Origin of the sequence: Vibrio sp. 397, assembly GCF_033339395.1 — a bacterium.
Lineage (GTDB): Bacteria > Pseudomonadota > Gammaproteobacteria > Enterobacterales > Vibrionaceae > Vibrio > Vibrio alginolyticus.
This window is the reverse complement of record NZ_JAWOUN010000028.1, coordinates 18,983-38,473: the sequence shown is the minus strand read 5'-3', so window position 1 is coordinate 38,473 and position 19,491 is coordinate 18,983. Positions and strand designations below refer to the sequence as shown.

The window sequence follows — 19,491 nt, the reverse complement described above, 5'->3', positions numbered from 1 at the left end:
GGGTGTAGCTCCAATTGGCAGAGCAGCGGATTCCAAATCCGCGTGTTGGGAGTTCGAATCTCTCCACCCCTGCCATATATCAGGCTCTGACTTAGGTCAGAGCCTTTTTTGTATCTGGTTTCTTCTCATTATTATAGCTTATTTCTACTCTTATCCCGTAAGTATGGCTTTCTGCTGTACTTTGGCTGCATTTAATCTACTGAACGAACGAAACTACAGTTAGCTGTAATGATCAGTGGCCCGAAATTTTAATAATAAAGGGGAATCACTATTTATATTTAGTTACACTCAACCGATCTGGATTAATGAGTAACTATGTATGGATATATCTCGTCGACGCTTTCTTCAATCATCCTTAGCAATCTCCGCGCTTGCCGTTCTACCTGCATGTTCTCTATCTCGGAGCACTAATAAGCAGGGGCAATATATATACGATATCACTGCAGAACCTTCTACTGCAGAATTGGTCCCTGGGTTTAACACAGACGTACTCGCATTTAATGGTTCGATTCCAGCGCCTGTGATTCGTTGTCGCCAAGGCGAGAAAGTTATAATTCGGTTTACTAACAAGCTTTCAGAGCCGACTACAATCCACTGGCATGGCTTGCGAATCCCTATTGAAATGGATGGTGTCCCTTTCTTGAGCCAGCAGCCTATCATGCCAGGTGAAACATTCGTTTATGAATTTACACCACCAGATGCGGGCACATTTTGGTATCACCCACATATGAATAGTGTGAAGCAGCTTGGTATGGGCTTAGTCGGGCTAATTGTCGTTGAAGAGGCAGAGCCGGTTCAGTTTGATGAAGAGCATGAAGTCGTCCTCAAGCATTGGCATTTAGACAAACTAGGTCAGTGGAAGAACCTTATGGTGCCGCGCTTGAGCGCTCGTATGGGGACTCCCGGAGAGTGGAGTAGCGTCAATGGTGTGCATGAACCTGTTTATACGCTGAAGCAGAATGCCACTACGCGATTAAGAATTGCTAATGTCGATAATACCATTACTTACCCGATCGCTATTGAAGGTGCAGAGGCTTGGGTTATTGCTATTGATGGTAATCCTGTTAAAGCGCCTTATAAGCTCACTCAGCACAAAATTGGTCCGGGAATGAGGTTAGATATCGGATTGATTGCTCCGAAGGCTGGAACACGTGTTTATGTGCGTCAAATGAAAGGACGCTTCCCATTCCCTTTGTGCGAGTTTGACGTTGTTGAGTCTGACCTGTCGAACAACCAGAAACTGCCTTTATTACCTCTCAACCCTGTGCCAGATCTCGATTTGAAAAATGCAGAGCAAATCGATTATGTGTTTGAGTGGGAGGGGGCGATCACTCCTGCTGATCAATCGGGCAAAGCGATCCCCCAATTCTGGCTGATGAACAAACGGGCTTGGGAGGGAATGAGCAAAGATAATATTCCAGCGCCGCTTTCAACATTGGAGATTGGAAAAACCTATATCTTCAACCTAAAGAACGTCACCCAATATCATCATCCTATTCATCTTCATGGACACACATTTACGGTTCTTGAGTTAGATGGCAAAAAACTCGACGAACCGTTTCATACCGATACGGTCTTACTTGGAAAAAACGGCAGTGCGAAAGCGGCATTTGTTGCAGATAACCCAGGGCGTTGGATGTACCATTGTCATGTAATTGAACATATGAAGACGGGTTTGATGGGTTACATCGAAGTAAAGTGACTCCTGTAACTTTTAAAATCTTGATAAGTTTTAAGCGCTATACTTTGCTGAATTCTAAGATTGTATAATCACTATTGCCGTAAATTTGATTACAATGTCGCCATTAACTTTTCTGGGGGAATTATGGGACAACTATCCGTTTTGGGTTTTATTGCATTGGGTGGTGCATTTGGTGCATGTTCTCGTTACTTAATTTCTGAACTTTGTGTCATTTTATTGGGGCGTGGTTTTCCATATGGTACGTTAACCGTTAACGTTGTTGGCTCATTTATGATGGGCTTATTGATAGCAGCTTTCGATAATGAACTTTTGGCAACGGAACCTTGGCGACAAGTGATTGGCTTGGGTTTTTTAGGCGCACTAACGACGTTTTCCACCTTCTCGATGGATAATGTGTTGCTCATGCAGCAGGGCGCTTTCTTTAAGATGGGATTGAACGTATTGTTGAATGTCGTGTTAAGTATTTCAGCTGCGTGGATAGGCTTTCAATTATTGATGCGCAGCTAGCAAAGTAGTTAAAAATTGAACAGGTCGGCTTGGTTTCACCAAGCCGTTTTTATATACTGATATCACTTGTCGGAGTGCCATAAGGCTGAGACCGTTAATTCGGGATCCGTTGAACCTGATCAGATTAGAATCTGCGAAGGGAACAAGAGAAGATATTCACACCGGAGTTCTTTCTGGTTGACCTATCAAAAGTCGAATGTTGTTACAGGCAAATATCGTAAGCTTTAACTAGCCTTAATTTGACTCCTCTTGTCGCATCTATCCGCCAAGCATTTTTATCCAATTACTTTTTATCTAGTATAACAAAGCAAGGAAAAATGCTATGTCGAGTCGCAAACAAGCGAGACTGGAAGCAAAACAGTTCATTGATACACTCTCGGTACAACCGTACCCCAATTCAAGCAAAGTCTACGTAGAAGGCTCACGTCCAGATATTCGTGTACCAATGCGTGAAATATCACTCGCTGATAGCCTTATTGGAGGCACAAAAGAAGCGCCTATATTCGAACCTAATGAGCCAGTACGCGTTTACGATACGTCGGGTGTATACACAGATCCAGAGCACACCATAGACCTCTATAATGGCTTACCTAAGCTGAGAGAAGGGTGGATTGAAGAGCGCGCCGATACTGAGCTACTTGATGAAGTAAGCTCGGTGTACACCAAAGAACGCTTAGAAGACGAAACACTAGACGATCTTCGTTACGGTAATTTACCACGTATTCGACGTGCCAAAGATGGCCATTGTGTGACTCAATTGCACTATGCTCGCAAAGGTATTATTACCCCAGAAATGGAATATATCGCGCTGCGTGAAAACATGGGGCGTGCCAAGTATCGCGATGAAGTGCTGAATCAACAGCATCCGGGTCAAAGCTTAGGAGCGAACCTACCAAAAGATATTACCGCCGAATTCGTGCGCAAAGAAGTCGCCGAAGGTCGCGCTATTATCCCTTCCAATATTAACCACCCAGAATCCGAACCAATGATCATTGGACGTAACTTTTTGGTCAAAGTGAACGCAAACATCGGTAACTCATCGGTCACTTCTTCGATTGAGGAAGAAGTAGAGAAGCTCGTTTGGGCGACACGTTGGGGTGGCGATACCGTTATGGATCTCTCTACTGGACGCAATATTCATGAAACTCGCGAGTGGATTCTACGTAACAGTCCGGTTCCGATCGGTACCGTGCCAATGTACCAAGCGCTTGAGAAAGTGAACGGTGTTGCGGAAAACCTTAACTGGGAAGTGATGCGCGATACCCTGATTGAGCAAGCAGAGCAGGGCGTTGACTACTTTACTATCCATGCCGGTTTACTACTTCGTTATGTTCCAATGACTGCAAAACGTGTGACTGGTATCGTCTCTCGTGGTGGTTCTATCATCGCGAAATGGTGTTTAGCGCACCACCAAGAAAGCTTCTTATACACCCATTTCCGAGAGATCTGTGAAATCTGTGCTAAGTACGATGTTGCACTATCTCTTGGTGATGGTCTGCGTCCTGGCTCGGTTGCTGATGCTAACGATCAAGCGCAATTTGCAGAGCTTCGTACTCTTGGCGAATTGACCAAGGTTGCGTGGGAATACGACGTACAGGTGATTATTGAAGGCCCTGGTCATGTTCCAATGCATATGATCAAAGAGAACATGGAAGAGCAGTTAGAGCACTGTCATGAGGCTCCTTTCTATACCCTTGGTCCGCTGACGACAGACGTTGCTCCTGGTTACGACCATATTACTTCAGGCATCGGCGCAGCCATGATTGGTTGGTATGGCTGTGCGATGCTTTGCTACGTAACTCCGAAAGAGCATCTTGGCTTACCAAACAAAGAAGATGTGAAAGTAGGAATGATCACTTATAAGCTTGCTGCGCACGCCGCTGATTTAGCGAAGGGACACCCAGGCGCACAAGTGCGTGATAACGCGCTTTCTAAAGCTCGCTTCGAGTTCCGCTGGGAAGACCAATTCAACTTATCACTCGACCCTGATACCGCGCGCGCTTTCCATGACGAAACCTTGCCTCAAGAGTCTGGAAAAGTTGCCCACTTCTGTTCGATGTGCGGGCCAAAGTTCTGCTCGATGAAGATCTCGCAAGAGGTTCGAGAGTATGCGAAAGACACAGAGCAAGTTGCTGCGGACCAAGCTATCTCAATCAAAATGCTGGATGACCCTCTTGAGGGGATGCGTCAGAAATCGCAAGAATTTAGAGAGTCAGGTTCTGAGCTATACCACCCAGCAGCACATGCCGAGGTAAGTGACTAATGAGCAAAATCCTTATTCCGTCATCATTGATCGAACTGACAGGTTTAGTTCAGCAATGTTTGTTGTTGGCGAGAGAACAGGGTTTTAGCATCGAAGACATTGAGTTGGGTGTGAGCCCAACTCAATCTATTCAGCTTGTTCGCGACCAACAGACCACACGCATAACGACAGATCTTATTGATGGTTATGACTCTGAGCATGAGAGTTCATTTGTGCTCTATTACCGCTCTGCTTTATCGGTAGAAGCGTGTGCTAAGCAACCGTCGAAAGCGATTTATATTGGCATTGCTGATACGCAGATATCCGATGAAAAGGAGAAAGTGCTTCAGCTTGATATCTGGCATCACCCAATTAACAACGAAGTGAGAGCGCTTTCCGTTAAGTCCAAATTCAACGCAATGCTTGATCCCGAACATCACCTTGCTTGGATAGTAACGCTGACAGTACTCGATTTTCCTATCGAAGATGCGTTAACACTTGCTCGAGGAATGCTAACTCAACAAGCGAATGTTTCACGTGAAACACTATTGAATGACAACCTTGGTGAGGGAAGATCTACTCAGTGGGCTGACCAATTTGATGATTTCCCCACACCTGTACTAGAGGATAACCGGCTAGGTATTCAAGTTGGTTGGTCTGCACAAGGTGAGAGCGTTAGCTTTCCAACTCTAACTAAGCAAAGTCTAGGGCTCTATCCAGTCGTTGATGATGTTGCTTGGATTGAGCGTCTACTGCCACTAGGCATCAACACTATTCAACTGCGAATCAAGAACCCACAACAAGCCGATTTAGAACAACAGATTATTCGAGCAATTGAGCTAGGTCGTCAGTATCAAGCACAAGTGTTCATCAATGACTATTGGCAGTTGGCAATCAAGCATGGCGCTTATGGTGTTCACCTAGGACAAGAAGACATAGAAGAATCGAATTTGGCTCAGATAACTAAAGCCGGCATTCGTCTTGGTCTTTCTACGCATGGTTATTACGAACTACTGCGCATCGTACAAATTCATCCTAGCTACATCGCACTAGGGCATATTTTCCCAACCACCACAAAACAGATGCCATCGAAACCACAAGGTTTGGTGCGCTTGGCTCTGTATCAAAAGCTGATTGATAGCATTCCTTATACAAATACAGAGGCTGCTTTCAGACCTGCAAAAGACAAAGCAGGTAGTGACTGTGTGCTTGGCTTTCCGACGGTCGCAATTGGTGGCATTGATCAATCTAATGCAGACCAAGTTTGGCAAACAGGTGTTTCTAGTTTGGCAGTTGTGCGAGTTATTACGTTGGCAGAATCACCTCAGTCCGTCATCGAGTTTTTTGCACAACTGATGAAGGAAAGACAGCTAACGTTTACTGAACAGAATAGTGAATTGGTGGATACCAAGAGAGGCGAGCATGCTGACGGATAAGCAGTTCCTTCGCTATCAACGTCAAGTCGCTCTGCCAGAAATTGCCGAAGTTGGGCAAGAGCGGTTGAGTAAATCGAATGTGCTGATCATCGGTTGTGGTGGGTTAGGAAGTGCTGCGAGTTTGTACTTGGCATCAGCGGGTGTTGGTAAATTGGTTGTTGTTGATGACGATGAAGTTGATAGCAGTAACCTACAACGTCAGATCATTTATCGTGAACAAGACCTCCAAGTTGCGAAAACAAAAGCGACTGTAAAGCAACTCACTGAACTTAATTCTATGGTCCAAGTTCGTGCTCTCAATAAGCGATTAGACAAAGCACAGCTGCAGCTTGAAGTGATGCTAGCAGATGTGGTGCTCGACTGCACCGATAACATGCCAACGCGTCAGCTCATTAACCAAGTTTGTTTCGAGCAAAATACGCCACTTATCTCAGCGGCGGCAATTGGTTGGCAAGGACAATTTGCTGTCTTTGATTACCAAATACCAAGTGAACAAGAAGCGCAGAGTAAAGCCTGTTACCGCTGTTTGTATCCGTTCGACGAATTACCGCAAACGCAAAAGTGTAGTGAGAGTGGTGTCGTTGGTCCGGTGGTGGGCACACTTGGTAACTACCAAGCGATAGCGGCAATTCAAAAACTGGCGACGGGAAAGTTTCATGTCGAGACTGCCAAGTTGCATCTGTTTGATGGGTTGAAACTGCAATGGCAAACCATGGCGATAAGCAAAGACAAACAGTGCCAAGTGTGTGCTCAGATTTAGCTTACGAGTAATTGGCAGAATTAAGAGAGTTGGAAGCAATGACGTTATCAGAACAACAAACAATACAAATGACCGCTGCTGACTTAGATGTGATCACTATTGTCATCAATGACCAGTCACATCAAGTTGCCAGTGAGTCAAATCTACAGCAAATCATTAGTCAATTTTCGCTGCCTGAAATGGGCTGTGTTTTTGCAATTAATAACAATGTTGTGCCGCGCAGTGAGTGGGCTAGCACAGTTCTTTCACAGGGAGATAGCATCTCTTTGTTTCAAGCGATCGCAGGGGGTTAAAGTCGATGCTTAAAATTGGTGATAAACAATTCGAATCAAGACTGTTCACGGGAACAGGGAAGTTTGCCAACAGCCGATTAATGGCAGAAGCGATTCAAGTGTCGGGATCTCAACTTGCGACCATGGCGTTGAAGCGTGTCGATGTGAACGACCGACAAGACGATATTTTGCTTCCGTTAGTACAAGCGGGTGTGAACTTATTGCCGAACACCTCGGGTGCAAAGAATGCTAAAGATGCTGTGTTTGCCGCGCAACTGGCGCGAGAAGCGTTGGGCACTAACTGGTTAAAACTAGAAATTCATCCAGACCCGAAGTACTTGATGCCTGATCCAATTGAGACACTTGCTGCCGCTGAGCAACTGGTTCGTGAAGGCTTCATTATCCTTCCTTACTGTCATGCTGACCCGGTTCTGTGTAAACGATTGGAAGAAGTGGGTTGTGCAGCGGTCATGCCATTAGGTGCGCCGATCGGTTCTAACAAAGGGATAGTTTCTCACGACTTCCTAGAGATCATTATCGACCAAGCTAATGTTCCTGTGGTTGTGGATGCGGGTATCGGTGCTCCTTCACATGCTGCGCGTGCGATGGAAATGGGCGCGGATGCCGTGCTCGTCAATACTGCGATTGCAGCTTCGAGCGATCCCGTTGCGATGGCGAAGGCATTTAAGTTGGCGGTAGAGTCGGGGCGTATGGCTTATGAAGCCGGACTTGCTGGTAAGGTTTCTCATGCGGTTGCGTCGAGTCCACTGACGTCATTCCTAGATGAGCTTTAGTCCTAGATTGGTTTAGCTATTAAGCGAGGAAAACATGAGCTTCGTTGAACAATTTAAGCAGCTGAATTGGGACGACATCTCGATGTCGATCTACGCGAAAACGGCACAAGATGTCGAGCGAGCATTGAATAAACCCAAGCGTGATTTGGAAGACTTTAAAGCGCTTATTTCACCAGCGGCTGAAGCGTACTTAGAGCAAATGGCGCAGCTGTCATACTCGGCAACTCGCAAGCGTTTTGGTAATACCATGTCGCTTTACATTCCACTGTACCTTTCTAACTTGTGCGCCAATGCTTGTACTTATTGTGGCTTCTCAATGGAGAATAGAATCAAGCGTCGTACCTTGAATAGGGACGAAGTGGTTGCAGAAGTTGAAGCTATTAAACGCATGAAGTTCGATAGCGTATTGCTGGTGACTGGTGAACACGAAACCAAAGTGGGCATGAAATACTTTCGCGAAATGGTGCCGATGATTAAGCAACGCTTTAATTATTTGGCGATGGAAGTGCAGCCGCTAGGTCAAGACGAATACGCCGAGCTCAAGACATTGGGTTTGGATGCGGTGATGGTCTATCAAGAAACGTATCATCCTTCGACTTACGCCGAGCACCATCTGCGTGGCAATAAGATGGATTTCGAATACCGATTGGATACACCCGATCGTCTTGCAAAAGCAGGCATCGATAAGATCGGTATTGGCGCTTTGATAGGGTTGGAAGAGTGGCGAACAGATTGCTTTTATGTGGCAGCGCACTTGGACTATCTTGAGCGCACGTATTGGCAGACTCGTTACTCCATTTCATTTCCGCGTTTACGTCCTTGTGAGGGCGCGCTCCAACCAAAATCAGTCATGACGGATAAGCAGCTTGTGCAGTTGATTTGCGCTTATCGTTTGCTAAATCCAGAAGTTGAGTTGTCATTATCGACTCGTGAATCACCGAAATTCAGAGACAATGCATTACCGTTAGGCATCACCAGCATGTCTGCTGCATCGAAAACTCAGCCGGGTGGGTATGCGATGGATGATGTTGAACTCGAGCAGTTTGAGATCAGTGATGAGCGAAGCGCGGGTTCTGTGGAAGATATGATTCGAGCCAAAGGCTTTGACCCAGTATGGCGAGATTGGCACTCGGCGTATTCTGGTTAAGTAGCAAAGAAAGCCACTGGTCATCGTTATGTTTCACGTGAAACATAGGCAAAAAAAGAGGGTTGATGCAAAACATCAACCCTCTACTTTTTTCTAGCTTCTAGCTTCTAGCTTCTAGCTTCTAGCTGTGTGCTACTGGTAGCGTTGCTTGACGAAGCCACTCTTTCACATCACCTTCAACTAGCGGGCTGATCTCATCCCATACTTTCTGATGGTAATCATTCAGCCAAGCAAGTTCTGGACGAGTTAGCATATCAACGTTGATGTTGCGCTTGTCGATTGGGCAGCGTGTTAGCGACTCAAATGATAGAACAGGGAAGTCACCGTTAGTCGGGGTTTCAACAACAAGCTCTAGGTTCTCGATACGGATACCAAACGCATCTGCACGGTAGTAACCTGGCTCGTTGGATAGCACCATACCTTCTGTCAGAGGCACATCGATTTGCTTCTTCGAAATGCTCGCTGGACCTTCATGAACACTTAGGAAGTGACCAACACCGTGACCAGTACCGTGATCGTAATCGTAGCCTTCCGCCCATAGGTGCTGACGAGCTAGCGTATCGATTTGGTAACCACGTGTGCCTTTCGGGAAACGTGCACGTGCAACACCGATGTGACCTTTTAGCGCAAGAGTGAATTGTTTAATCATCTCTTGTGAAGGCTGACCTATGGCAATGGTACGCGTGATGTCTGTCGTACCATCTAGGTACTGACCGCCTGAATCCACGAGGTAAAGTGTGTTCAGTTCTAGCTTGCCAGGTTCAGGTTGGTTTTCGTGGTTGTAGTGACACATTGCCGCGTTACCGCCGGCAGCTGAAATGGTATCGAAGCTAAGATCCATCAGTGTTGGGTCTTCGCTACGGAACGCTTCAAGTTTGTCAGCCAGTGTTGCTTCATCATGCAGGTTACCCGCAACGACTTCTGCATCTAACCAAGATAGGAACTTGCTCATCGCAACGCCATCGCGGATATGACAGGCTTTCATGCCTGCGATTTCAACGGCGTTCTTCGCTGCTTTTGGCATTAGACATGGATCTGCTTTGCTTACCACGGTTGCGCCGGCGTTTTGCAGAACCAACTTAAACCATGCGTTACTTGTCGCAGGGTCAACCAATACATTCTTGCCAGTCAGGGTTTCTAGTCGTGTTTGCAATTCTTCAGGGTGATGAACGGTCACGCCTGAACCAACGTGAGCGTCAAACTCAGCCGGTAGACGAGCTAGATCTAGGAAGTATTCCACGCTTGAATCTGAGTGCAGAATCGCGTGAGAAAGCAGAACCGGAAGACGTGAGACATCTAGACCACGAACGTTGAGCAACCAACAGATAGAATCAAGTGCTGTGATCACTGCGCTGTCTGCACCGGCTTTTTTCACGAGCTCTGCGATTTCTTGGCGTTTGCTTTCACTTGACTGACCAACTGCTTCTGTTGCCATTAGGCGAACATCAGAAACCACAGGAGCAGGGCGGTCGTGCCACAGTTCATCAATTGGGTTGCTATCGAGAATCTTAAGCTCAAGTGCGCCAGCAAGTTTTGCTTGTGCCATGTCTAGCCAAGCAGCGTTGTGCATGCGAGGGTCGATTGCCACAGACGCGCCATTTGCAAGATGGTCTTTAATCCAATCTAGTGCAGGCTCTTCAATCAAGTGACGGTATTCGAATAGATCAGCAGGAACCTGCTTTGTTACTTGTACTGTGTAGCGACCATCAACAAAGATAGCGGCTTTGTCTTTGGTGATTACCGCAGCACCAGCAGAACCAGTAAAGCCAGTTAGCCAATGTAAACGCTCGTTGTGCGCTGGTACGTATTCACCCAAGTACTCGTCTTCATGAGGGACAAGTAGGGCATCAATATTATGTTGTGCTAGCCATTCGCGAATTGCATTCACGCGGCTTTGGGTATCGTTGTGCATCTGTGTTATTCCTTCAAATTACCGCTCCTTCATGCTCAGGTGTGGGAGCTGTTTCCATCTGCTTCATGCAGTTTACGATTCCATTGAGGTTCGCAATCACTTCAATAGAGTCGGAGTACAACTAGGCCATAGATGAGCCAAAAAGGACTACGACAGTTAAGCTACTCATTTTAGCCGCTAAGCGCAAATTGAGCGCGGTGTTTTTATCTAAGGTGATCGGTTTTTTGTGTGATCATCGTACGTAGCCAGCCTAATGCAGGGTCGTTTTCTCTGTCTCGGTGCCAGAATAAAGTGTAAGCCATAGGTGGGAATTCTAACGGTAGTGGCAGCACGACCAAATCAAGCTGTTTGGCCGCAAGTTGCACAAAATGACTTGGCGCAGTAAAGATAAAGTCGGTGTATGAACATAAACTTGCGGCACTGTTAAAGTCGGGCACAGTGACGGCAATATCGCGGTCGGTGCCAATATCTGCAAGGCGATAATCCAGCAACCAACGGTCGTTGCCATCACAACGTACTTGTACATGGCGTAGGGCGAGATAGGCTTCCAGATTCCAAGGTTGTTTTAGCGCAGGGTGGTTTTTGCGAATGATGCACATTTGGTAATCACGATAAATTTCCAACTCGCAAATGTCATCGGGTGGTTGAAGAGTCAGCTTGGCATCGTTTATATCGATATCTTTTCCAGTTAAGCCTAAATCCAGTTCGCCGCGTTGAAGCATTTTAAATGTATTATCCGACCACGGGTGTGTGCTAATTGTCACGCCAGGTGCTTGTTGAAAAATCGCCGGTAAGAAATGGGGTAGAATGAGAGGGTAGACACTCTCTACCGCTGCTATTTGAAAACGGTATTCACTGCTTTGGGGAGAAAACTCTTCGGGTTGAGTCAGCACTTCTAACTGATTTATCAACAGATCCAGTTTCGGTTTAAGAAACAATGCGCGCGGCGTAGGTGTTAATCCATGTGAGTTTCGAGTGAAAAGCGGGTCATCAAATTGAATGCGCAGTTTAGCCAGTGATTTACTTACGGCAGATTGGCTTAAGCACAATCGGTGGGCCGCACGAGTAACGTTTAACTCTTCAATCAGCACTTTAAAGCAGACCAATAGATTTAAATCGATACGAGCCAGTTTTTCGACGTTCACAGTGAATTTCCTCTGAGGAATAATGCTCATGATTATACATCATTTCCATTCATATCATCAGATGATTAAGCTTTACCCAAAGTTCTTTATCCAATTCGGAGTGTTGTGTGTCTAGCCAGTTTTCTAATAGTAAAAAACAGATGGCGTTATTGACCCTTTTGGTTCTTTTCAGTCCTTTAGCGATTGATATTTATCTACCTGCTTTACCTCTTATTGCTTCCACTTTTCAGGTCGATAATGCGCTAGCACAAGACACGATCACTTGGTTCTTATTTGCTATGGGTGTTGGTCAGCTATTCGCAGGTCCCCTAGCAGATAAACTCGGACGTCGAACTGTTGCATTGGGCGGTATCACCATTTACGCGATGAGCGCTTTATTGGCGTGGAGTGCTCAAAATATTGAGTGGATGTTGGTTTCCCGACTGCTACAAGGCTTAGGTGCGTGTGCGACATCGGTAGCAGCCTTTGCAACAGTTCGCGATATCTTTGGCCCGGAAAAAAGCGGCAAAATGATCAGCTACCTTAACGGTGCGATTTGTTTCATTCCGGCTTTAGCTCCAATTCTAGGTAGCTGGTTAACTCAGCAATTTGACTGGCGTGCTAACTTTAGCTTTATGGCTGGTTTTGCTGTGGTGTCTGGATCATTGATGTTTTTCATGATGAAAGAGACTAACCCGTCAACAGAAAAGCAAGCCGTGTTTAAGCTTAGTCGGTATTGGGCAGTGCTTAGCACACCATCTTTTGTTTTCCATGCGTCATTATGCTTGATGGCGATGGCGGTTATTCTTGCTTACGTTACCTCAGCACCGTCGGTATTGATGACGGGGATGGGGCTGTCGATGAATGAATTCACTTTCTGGTTTGGTGTAAATGCGGTGATAAACATTGCGGCATGTATGCTGGCGCCTAAGTTTATGGAGCGCGTTGGAACTCACAACACCTTAGTCACCGGGATCTCAACTCTGGGTCTCGCAGGTGTGATCATGCTAGTGATGAATGGTCAGAATACCGCGCTTTCTTTCATGTTACCTATCTTTATGTCTTCTGTAGGTTTTGCATTCATTCTGGGTGCAGCGGCAGGGAAAGCGTTAGAACCGTTTGGTGATAAGGCGGGCACGGCAGCTGCACTGCTTGGATTGTTCCAAATGAGTGGCTCTGGTTTGTTGGTGGGTACACTGCAACGCTTATCTCTGGATCCACAAACCTTGATCGCAATTCATATGTGGGTCCTATTACCTGCGTTGGTCGTTCTGTTTACAAAAGCAGGGAAGAACTGGCACTCGAGCTTTGCGAAAGCGTAAATCAGTGTAATTTAGTATTTTCCAATGTAAGTAAGGCGTGTATATTTGTCACTCAGACTTTTCCTGACACCATAACGGAACTCAAAAAGTAATGTCGTTAACCACGTATGAAATGGCTCGTATTCTAGAGCAAATGGAAGATTCACCAGAAAAGGTGATGTTTGGCAAGTTGCTTAATGAGCTGGGTAATCAAAGCTCCGAGCGTATTCGTAGTGCGGCTAAACAAGTACCTCTGCCAATTTTGCGTGATATCGTGTACCAATTTCAGCAAGTGATTGAGTCACGCAAAGATGAACAAGTCGAGCAGATGGCAAAAGACCTCGCTCAGCAAGGTATCTCAGCAGAAGAGCTACTGGCTTACTTGAATAAATAATAAAAAATCCCCGCATGATGCGGGGATTTTTTTAGCTCGTCATTTTCTTTTTCAGGATGTGGTCCAAAGACAGCGGTCCTGGCCCCCATACGATTACGATAAGAATCATCAATCCCCAAAGTTGGTGGTCATAAAAACCTTTCTCCCACAACAGTGGGTAAGAGATCACTGCGATGATGTTGAACACAAACAGCATTGCTGCCATCGGGCGGGTAATCAATCCCAGTGCCAAGAACACCGGTAGAACCAACTCCGCAGCCGTACCTAAATAAGCCGCCAATTCCCATGGCAAGATTGGCACTTGGTATTCCAGCTCAAATAAGTACAGCGTGCTATCCCAAGATGAGATTTTGATTAGTCCTGAATTGAAGAACACCCAGGCTGCCCACAAGCGACAAAAGAGAAGTAGTAAAGGGACAAAGCCAGCTTGTAGGGTACTGATTAAATCGTCGTACCGATTCACTAAGTTTTTAACCGTATCCGTCATAGAGTGCTCCTTAGATTGATTGCAATGTAAAGCCGTCAACAATATCGAGTGCCATGATGCGATTGAGATGAGCGAGTAAAACTTCAGGTATTTCGCTCAAACTCTGCTTCTGCTCTAAACATTGCAGCAGTTGGAACACATCGGCATCGAGTGCGTGACACAAGGCTTCTCCATTGGCTTGAATCGAGATGACACCTTGCTGTAATTGGTTGATATTAAGTTGTTCGAATTGCCCAGTTTGAATCGCACTAAATAGATCGAATACTGCGTAGTTGGAGTCAAAGCTGCGGCAGCCCTTTTTAAGGTGTAAGACTAAAGCGGGTTGTTGCTCTTCACTCACTTCGCCAAGTAACGCAAGCGGTTTTAATTCTGCTGCATTGGATTGCTCATACTGTGCTTGACGAGCTAGGTCGATATGCCACTCGAAGCGTGCGACTTCAGGGCTGTAAGGTGCTTGTGCGATCACCTGACTGAACTGCATGATGGTGTCTTGAAAGCCTTCGCCATAATGCACCACATTTCCTTCTTCTAATGGGTAAGAAAGAACATGCTGGCGAGCTATCTGTTCAAAGCATTCTTCACCAAGCAGCGCTTCAACCATCGGGTAGGTCGCGGACAACACTTCGCTTAAGCTGACGATAAAGTTATTGCGGTAAATTTGTATGCGTTCATCAGCGGTAAACTCATCACTGGCAATATCGCAGTCTTCACCGAGCGCTTGATAGTGCAGGGCTTTAGCAAACTGGCTTTGTAAGGTGGCTAGATTCATGATGCCTTCCTTGGTTCGCTTTGTTCACTTGGAAGTGTGCCTTGCAACAGCAGTTGCGATGCTTTCTGCGCTTCTTCGAGCAAGACTTCTGGCGCGGGGATATCCAAATCCCATTCAATCAACGTATGACGTGGACCGTGTTTTTTTGTCCACTGTGAAAACAACTGCCAGACTTCATCGCTAACCGGGCGGCTATGGGTATCAATCCATATCTCACCTTTGTCGAGTTGTTTAATGGTAAAACCTGCCAAGTGAATCTCATCCACTTTGTCGGCTGGAATCGCATCTAGGTATGTGTCGCAATCAAAACCGTGGTTGAACGCCGAAACATAAACATTGTTTAAATCGAGCAATAAACGACAGTCAGTGCGCTTTTGCACTTCGGTAAGAAACTCCCATTCGCTGATGGTCGAATGTTGAAACTTCACATAACTAGATGGGTTCTCTATCAAGATCTCGCGTTGCAAATATTCCTGCACTTCATTCACGTTACGAGTGAACACGTTGAGCGCTTCTTCCGTATACGGAAGTGGAAGCAGGTCATTAAAGTAGTGACCGCCGTTTTCACTCCAACTTAAATGGTCAGAAACAAGAATTGGGTCGATTGAGTCAATCAGTGATTTAAGTTGCGCAAGATGCTTTTGACTAACACGTTCCACCGAGCCCAGCGACAAACCAATACCGTGGCAGCTAATTTGATATTGCTCGCGAAGCGTTTGTAGCTGATGGCGCTCTGTTGCATTGGGTTGGAAATAGTTTTCACTGTGGATTTCTAACCAAGACAACTCGGGTTGGTTTTGGCTAAAGTAATCGAGGTGAGGGGTTCTTAATCCAACTCCAACAAGGTCGTGGAAGGTGTGGTGTTTCACGTGAAACTCCTTTTCAAATCGTGCGGGAAGAGAAGGATGCGTCTTGGCTTTGCGTTGGTTGAGCGTCAACGCATCCTCACAATAGCTAGCGATAAAAGATTATGAAGAAGAAGTGCTACCGCCAGCGAGCTTGTCACAAAGACCTTTTGGTACGACTACGAATGCGTCTTTTTGGTTATCTTCTTTAGAAGTACCAGCGCATGAGCTGCTTTTTGTTGCACAGTCGTTTTTACCTGCTTTAGAAACGCCATAGCACTTTTCTTTTTCAGCAGCGACAGCTGGAGCTGCAGTTAGCATTGTGCCACCAAGAGCTAGAAGACCAGTAACAGCAGCAGTAACAGCTAGATTCGACTTTTTCATAATAAATTCCTCTGAATGATTTCCTTTACTTTAAGTTGGCAAGATGAATCGCCTGTTTTGGCGTTTTTGTTATCAACTTGCTTAACTTAAAAGATAGGAAACTGGCTAAAAAACTTTCAGAAAAATTTCTGAAGTAAATGGGTTTGTAGGGTTAAATAGGTATAACTAATTGATGTGTTGGGCAAAAAAACATCGATTTTTTTATCAAGTTTTGTCTAAACAGCACCCGGTTGTTTAGGTTATAATCGGTTTTTATGTATAAATAACCAGTAGCTCTCATCATGATGGATCCATCTCTATTACTCGACGGTTTGAACGATAAACAACGTGAAGCCGTTGCAGCACCTCTAGAAAACTTGCTCGTTCTTGCTGGCGCAGGAAGTGGTAAGACACGCGTTCTTGTTCACCGTATCGCTTGGCTGATGTCGGTCGAGCAAGCTTCTCCGTTTTCAATCATGTCGGTAACCTTTACTAATAAGGCGGCGGCAGAGATGCGTGGGCGTATCGAAGAGCTAATGATGGGCAGTGCAGGCGGCATGTGGAATGGTACTTTCCACGGCATTTGTCACCGTATTCTGCGTGCACACTATCTTGATGCCAAGCTACCGGAAGATTTCCAAATCATCGACAGTGACGACCAACAGCGTCTACTAAAGCGTTTGATTAAAGCGCAAAACCTCGATGAGAAGCAGTGGCCAGCACGCCAAGTGGCATGGTGGATTAACGGTAAGAAAGACGAAGGTCTGCGCCCGTCACACATTGATGCGTACCATGATCCAGTAACCAAGACATATCTACAGTTGTACACCGCTTACCAAGAAGCGTGTGATCGTGCTGGTTTAGTCGATTTTGCGGAAATCTTGCTGCGCGCACATGAGCTACTGCGTGATAACAAGTTCGTCCGTGAACACTACCAAGCACGCTTTAAGCATATCTTGGTGGATGAGTTCCAAGATACCAACAACATTCAATATGCTTGGCTACGTATGATGGCGGGTCCTGAGTGTCACGTGATGATCGTAGGTGATGACGACCAGTCGATTTATGGTTGGCGTGGTGCAAAAGTCGAGAACATTGAGAAGTTTACGCTCGAATTCCCAAGCGTAAATACCATTCGTCTTGAGCAAAACTACCGTTCAACCAAGACCATTCTGGAAGCATCTAACACCCTGATTGCGAATAACACCGAGCGTATGGGTAAAGAGCTGTGGACGGATGGCGTGGTCGGTGAGCCTATCTCGGTTTACAGCGCTTACAACGAATTAGATGAAGCCCGTTTTGCGGTGAACAAAATCAAAGAGTGGCAAGACAAGGGCGGTGCTCTGAATGACGCTGCGATGCTTTACCGTAACAACGCCCAGTCGCGTGTTCTGGAAGAAGCGTTAATTCAAGCCGGTCTGCCTTACCGTATCTACGGCGGCATGCGATTCTTCGAACGTCAGGAAATCAAAGATGCCTTGAGCTACATGCGTCTGATTGCCAACCGTAACGATGATGCGGCGTTTGAACGTGTGGTGAATACGCCAACGCGTGGTTTGGGTGATAAGACGCTTGAAACCATCCGTTTTGCGGCTCGTGACCGTGGTTGCACTATGTGGGAAGCGAGTGTGGCAATGTTGGACGAGAAGGTGCTTGCTGGTCGCGCTGCTGGTGCTCTGAGCCGTTTTATCGAGCTTGTCACCGCGCTAGAAGACGACACCTTAGAGATGCCGCTGCATCACCAAACTGACCATGTAATTAAATACTCGGGCTTGTTCGCGATGTACGAGCAAGAGAAGGGCGAAAAGTCTAAGGCACGTATTGAGAACTTGGAGGAATTGGTGACCGCAACTCGCCAATTCGAGAAACCAGAAGAAGCCGAAGACATGTCACTGCTGACGGCATTCCTAACCCACGCAGCACTAGAAGCGGGCGAAGGACAAGCGGACGAATTTGAAGATGCGGTTCAGCTCATGACATTACACAGTGCGAAAGGTCTAGAGTTCCCATTGGTGTTTATGGTCGGTGTGGAAGAAGGCATGTTCCCAAGCCAAATGTCGGCAGAAGAAGCAGGGCGCTTAGAAGAAGAACGCCGTCTGTGTTACGTAGGCATGACCCGTGCAATGCAGAAACTGTACATCACTTATGCTGAAATGCGTCGTTTGTACGGTCAGGATAAATACCATAAACCGTCTCGCTTTATCCGTGAACTGCCAGAAACTTGTTTAGATGAAGTACGAATGAAGGCGCAAGTTAGCCGTCCTTCAAGCAGTGGTCGATTTAGCCAAACTGTTGTGAAAGAGAGCTTTAATGAAACCGGCTTTACGCTAGGTTCTCGTGTGATGCATCCAAAGTTTGGTGAAGGCACCATCATCAACTTCGAAGGCAGTGGTCCACAGAGCCGTGTACAGATTGCCTTTAACGGTGAAGGCATCAAATGGTTGGTAACTGCTTACGCACGACTAGAGAAACTGTAAGACTTGACCAAAACTCATACCAATCGTAGTAAATAACTGGTCATTCTAGCTTGTTAAAATACTCGATAACTGCGTTGCAATTTTTGATTGTAGAATAACTACTTATCGAAAAATTGCGCCTTGTTCTCAAGCATTTTCCCTACGCTATTTCTGATCACTTATTTACTGTGATTGGTATCATCAACTTAAGAGCTGCTTCGGCGGCTCTTTTTGTTTGTGCAGTTTTGGTGTCGCTACGCAGTAAAAAATGGAATGATAAATGGAGTACAAAAGCGCGACTTAACGATGCCGTTTGAAGTGAAAGGTGGGCGTTGTGGGTGAATGCCTGTTTTCAGCAGATCTACTGAGAAAAACTTTAGGCAAAGAAAAACCCCGAGGGCTTGCGCCCATCGGGGTTATAGTCTTACTCGCAGCAATCCGGCTACTAAGAGTGCTCCATGCATCTAATCCATGATAGTGTGCTGAATCCGTCAGCTTAATCCTTACGTCGCCTTCCTAGCGGTGTCCTTAGTGACCTTATCCTGGTCTGCTAACTATCCTCGTTAGCTCTCATCACTTGTTCCCTGAGCGGTGTCCCTGACATCATCCTGATGTTCAAATCCTTGCCTCGTCCAGAGGTGTCCATTTCCCGTCCTTAGTAGCAACCATCCTAGTCACTATTGATTCCGTTCAATGCCCAATTTTGCAATCCATGCCCGACTATTCATCCTGAATAACCGTTTCTTCTTCCTGAAGTTCACCAAGTCCGTGGTGTTTCCTGTTCCGTGTCAGCATCCTTCCGACAGGTTTAATATTACGTGTTTAACGATTTCCAACAACGGGCTAATCTCACATTTTTTTACACTCTTAGCGTTCAAAAAAGATACATAAGTATTAAATTCAATGGCTTATTATCTTTGTTGTACGGTTTTACCATTAAAAAAGAGAGGTTTGCTCAACCCTTTGTGAGAGATCTCGCA

General features: G+C 45.9%; 17 protein-coding genes and 1 riboswitch. Of the genes, 11 read left to right on the top strand and 6 right to left on the bottom strand.

Going from position 1 to position 19,491, the window contains the following annotated elements; translation table 11 throughout:
- The first annotated feature begins 319 nt into the window (after nucleotides 1-319).
- The 8 genes from R7P36_RS23665 to thiH all read left to right on the top strand — a co-directional run bounded on the left by R7P36_RS23665 (nucleotide 320) and on the right by thiH (nucleotide 8,860).
- Complete coding sequence (locus R7P36_RS23665; protein ID WP_025768959.1) at nucleotides 320-1,702, top strand: multicopper oxidase family protein; 1,383 nt, start codon at nucleotides 320-322, stop codon at nucleotides 1,700-1,702.
- A gap of 123 nt (nucleotides 1,703-1,825) precedes the next feature.
- Complete coding sequence (gene crcB / locus R7P36_RS23660; protein WP_005378811.1) at nucleotides 1,826-2,209, top strand: fluoride efflux transporter CrcB; 384 nt, start codon at nucleotides 1,826-1,828, stop codon at nucleotides 2,207-2,209.
- Nucleotides 2,210-2,269: 60 nt separating this feature from the next.
- Nucleotides 2,270-2,368: riboswitch (TPP riboswitch) on the top strand.
- Between the two features lie 163 nt (nucleotides 2,369-2,531).
- Nucleotides 2,532-4,472, top strand: a complete 1,941-nt coding sequence (gene thiC, locus R7P36_RS23655) for a phosphomethylpyrimidine synthase ThiC (protein WP_213900108.1) — start codon at nucleotides 2,532-2,534, stop codon at nucleotides 4,470-4,472.
- Nucleotides 4,472-5,887, top strand: a complete 1,416-nt coding sequence (locus R7P36_RS23650; RefSeq protein ID WP_213900109.1) for a thiamine phosphate synthase — start codon at nucleotides 4,472-4,474, stop codon at nucleotides 5,885-5,887. The genes thiC and R7P36_RS23650 overlap by 1 nt, the downstream gene beginning before the upstream one ends.
- Nucleotides 5,874-6,647 (top strand): HesA/MoeB/ThiF family protein, encoded by a 774-nt coding sequence (locus R7P36_RS23645; protein WP_213900110.1) that lies wholly within the window; start codon nucleotides 5,874-5,876, stop codon nucleotides 6,645-6,647. The genes R7P36_RS23650 and R7P36_RS23645 overlap by 14 nt, the downstream gene beginning before the upstream one ends.
- 38 nt (nucleotides 6,648-6,685) lie before the next feature.
- The gene (gene thiS / locus R7P36_RS23640; RefSeq protein ID WP_213900111.1) at nucleotides 6,686-6,940 is read left to right on the top strand and encodes a sulfur carrier protein ThiS; all 255 of its coding nucleotides are present in this window, start codon (nucleotides 6,686-6,688) and stop codon (nucleotides 6,938-6,940) included.
- Nucleotides 6,941-6,945: 5 nt separating this feature from the next.
- Complete coding sequence (locus R7P36_RS23635; protein WP_171343425.1) at nucleotides 6,946-7,713, top strand: thiazole synthase; 768 nt, start codon at nucleotides 6,946-6,948, stop codon at nucleotides 7,711-7,713.
- 34 nt (nucleotides 7,714-7,747) lie between these two features.
- A complete protein-coding gene (gene thiH / locus R7P36_RS23630) occupies nucleotides 7,748-8,860 on the top strand; it encodes a 2-iminoacetate synthase ThiH (protein WP_115386370.1) in 1,113 nt (370 codons plus the stop codon).
- A gap of 121 nt (nucleotides 8,861-8,981) precedes the next feature.
- On the opposite strand, the gene R7P36_RS23625 is transcribed toward thiH, so the two are convergent.
- Nucleotides 8,982-10,772, bottom strand: a complete 1,791-nt coding sequence (locus R7P36_RS23625; protein ID WP_213900112.1) for an aminopeptidase P family protein — start codon at nucleotides 10,770-10,772, stop codon at nucleotides 8,982-8,984.
- A 203-nt stretch (nucleotides 10,773-10,975) separates the two neighbouring features.
- On the bottom strand, nucleotides 10,976-11,917 hold the full coding sequence (locus R7P36_RS23620; RefSeq protein ID WP_053303014.1) for a LysR family transcriptional regulator: 942 nt from the start codon (nucleotides 11,915-11,917) through the stop codon (nucleotides 10,976-10,978).
- Nucleotides 11,918-12,024: 107 nt separating this feature from the next.
- Between R7P36_RS23620 and R7P36_RS23615 the strand changes: the two genes are divergently transcribed.
- Together R7P36_RS23615 and R7P36_RS23610 are read left to right on the top strand one after the other, a co-directional pair.
- Nucleotides 12,025-13,218: a multidrug effflux MFS transporter gene (locus R7P36_RS23615; protein WP_005382927.1), complete on the top strand. Its 1,194-nt coding sequence runs from the start codon at nucleotides 12,025-12,027 to the stop codon at nucleotides 13,216-13,218.
- A 91-nt stretch (nucleotides 13,219-13,309) separates the two neighbouring features.
- A complete protein-coding gene (locus R7P36_RS23610; RefSeq protein ID WP_005378786.1) occupies nucleotides 13,310-13,591 on the top strand; it encodes a hypothetical protein in 282 nt (93 codons plus the stop codon).
- A gap of 31 nt (nucleotides 13,592-13,622) precedes the next feature.
- Here R7P36_RS23610 and R7P36_RS23605 read toward each other — a convergent pair whose 3' ends face one another.
- The 4 genes from R7P36_RS23605 to R7P36_RS23590 form a co-directional block, all read right to left on the bottom strand.
- The gene (locus R7P36_RS23605) at nucleotides 13,623-14,078 is read right to left on the bottom strand and encodes a DoxX family protein (protein ID WP_213900113.1); all 456 of its coding nucleotides are present in this window, start codon (nucleotides 14,076-14,078) and stop codon (nucleotides 13,623-13,625) included.
- Between the two features lie 10 nt (nucleotides 14,079-14,088).
- Nucleotides 14,089-14,847, bottom strand: coding sequence for a DNA-binding domain-containing protein (locus tag R7P36_RS23600; protein WP_017633510.1), 759 nt, complete (start codon nucleotides 14,845-14,847; stop codon nucleotides 14,089-14,091).
- Nucleotides 14,844-15,716, bottom strand: coding sequence for a DUF692 domain-containing protein (locus R7P36_RS23595; RefSeq protein WP_161441268.1), 873 nt, complete (start codon nucleotides 15,714-15,716; stop codon nucleotides 14,844-14,846). Before R7P36_RS23595 ends, R7P36_RS23600 begins: the two co-directional genes overlap by 4 nt.
- 99 nt (nucleotides 15,717-15,815) lie before the next feature.
- On the bottom strand, nucleotides 15,816-16,076 hold the full coding sequence (locus R7P36_RS23590; RefSeq protein WP_005378779.1) for a DUF2282 domain-containing protein: 261 nt from the start codon (nucleotides 16,074-16,076) through the stop codon (nucleotides 15,816-15,818).
- Nucleotides 16,077-16,357: 281 nt separating this feature from the next.
- On the opposite strand from R7P36_RS23590, the gene uvrD reads away from it, so the two are divergent.
- Nucleotides 16,358-18,532: a DNA helicase II gene (gene uvrD / locus R7P36_RS23585; protein ID WP_005378778.1), complete on the top strand. Its 2,175-nt coding sequence runs from the start codon at nucleotides 16,358-16,360 to the stop codon at nucleotides 18,530-18,532.
- The last annotated feature ends 959 nt before the right edge of the window (nucleotides 18,533-19,491 follow it).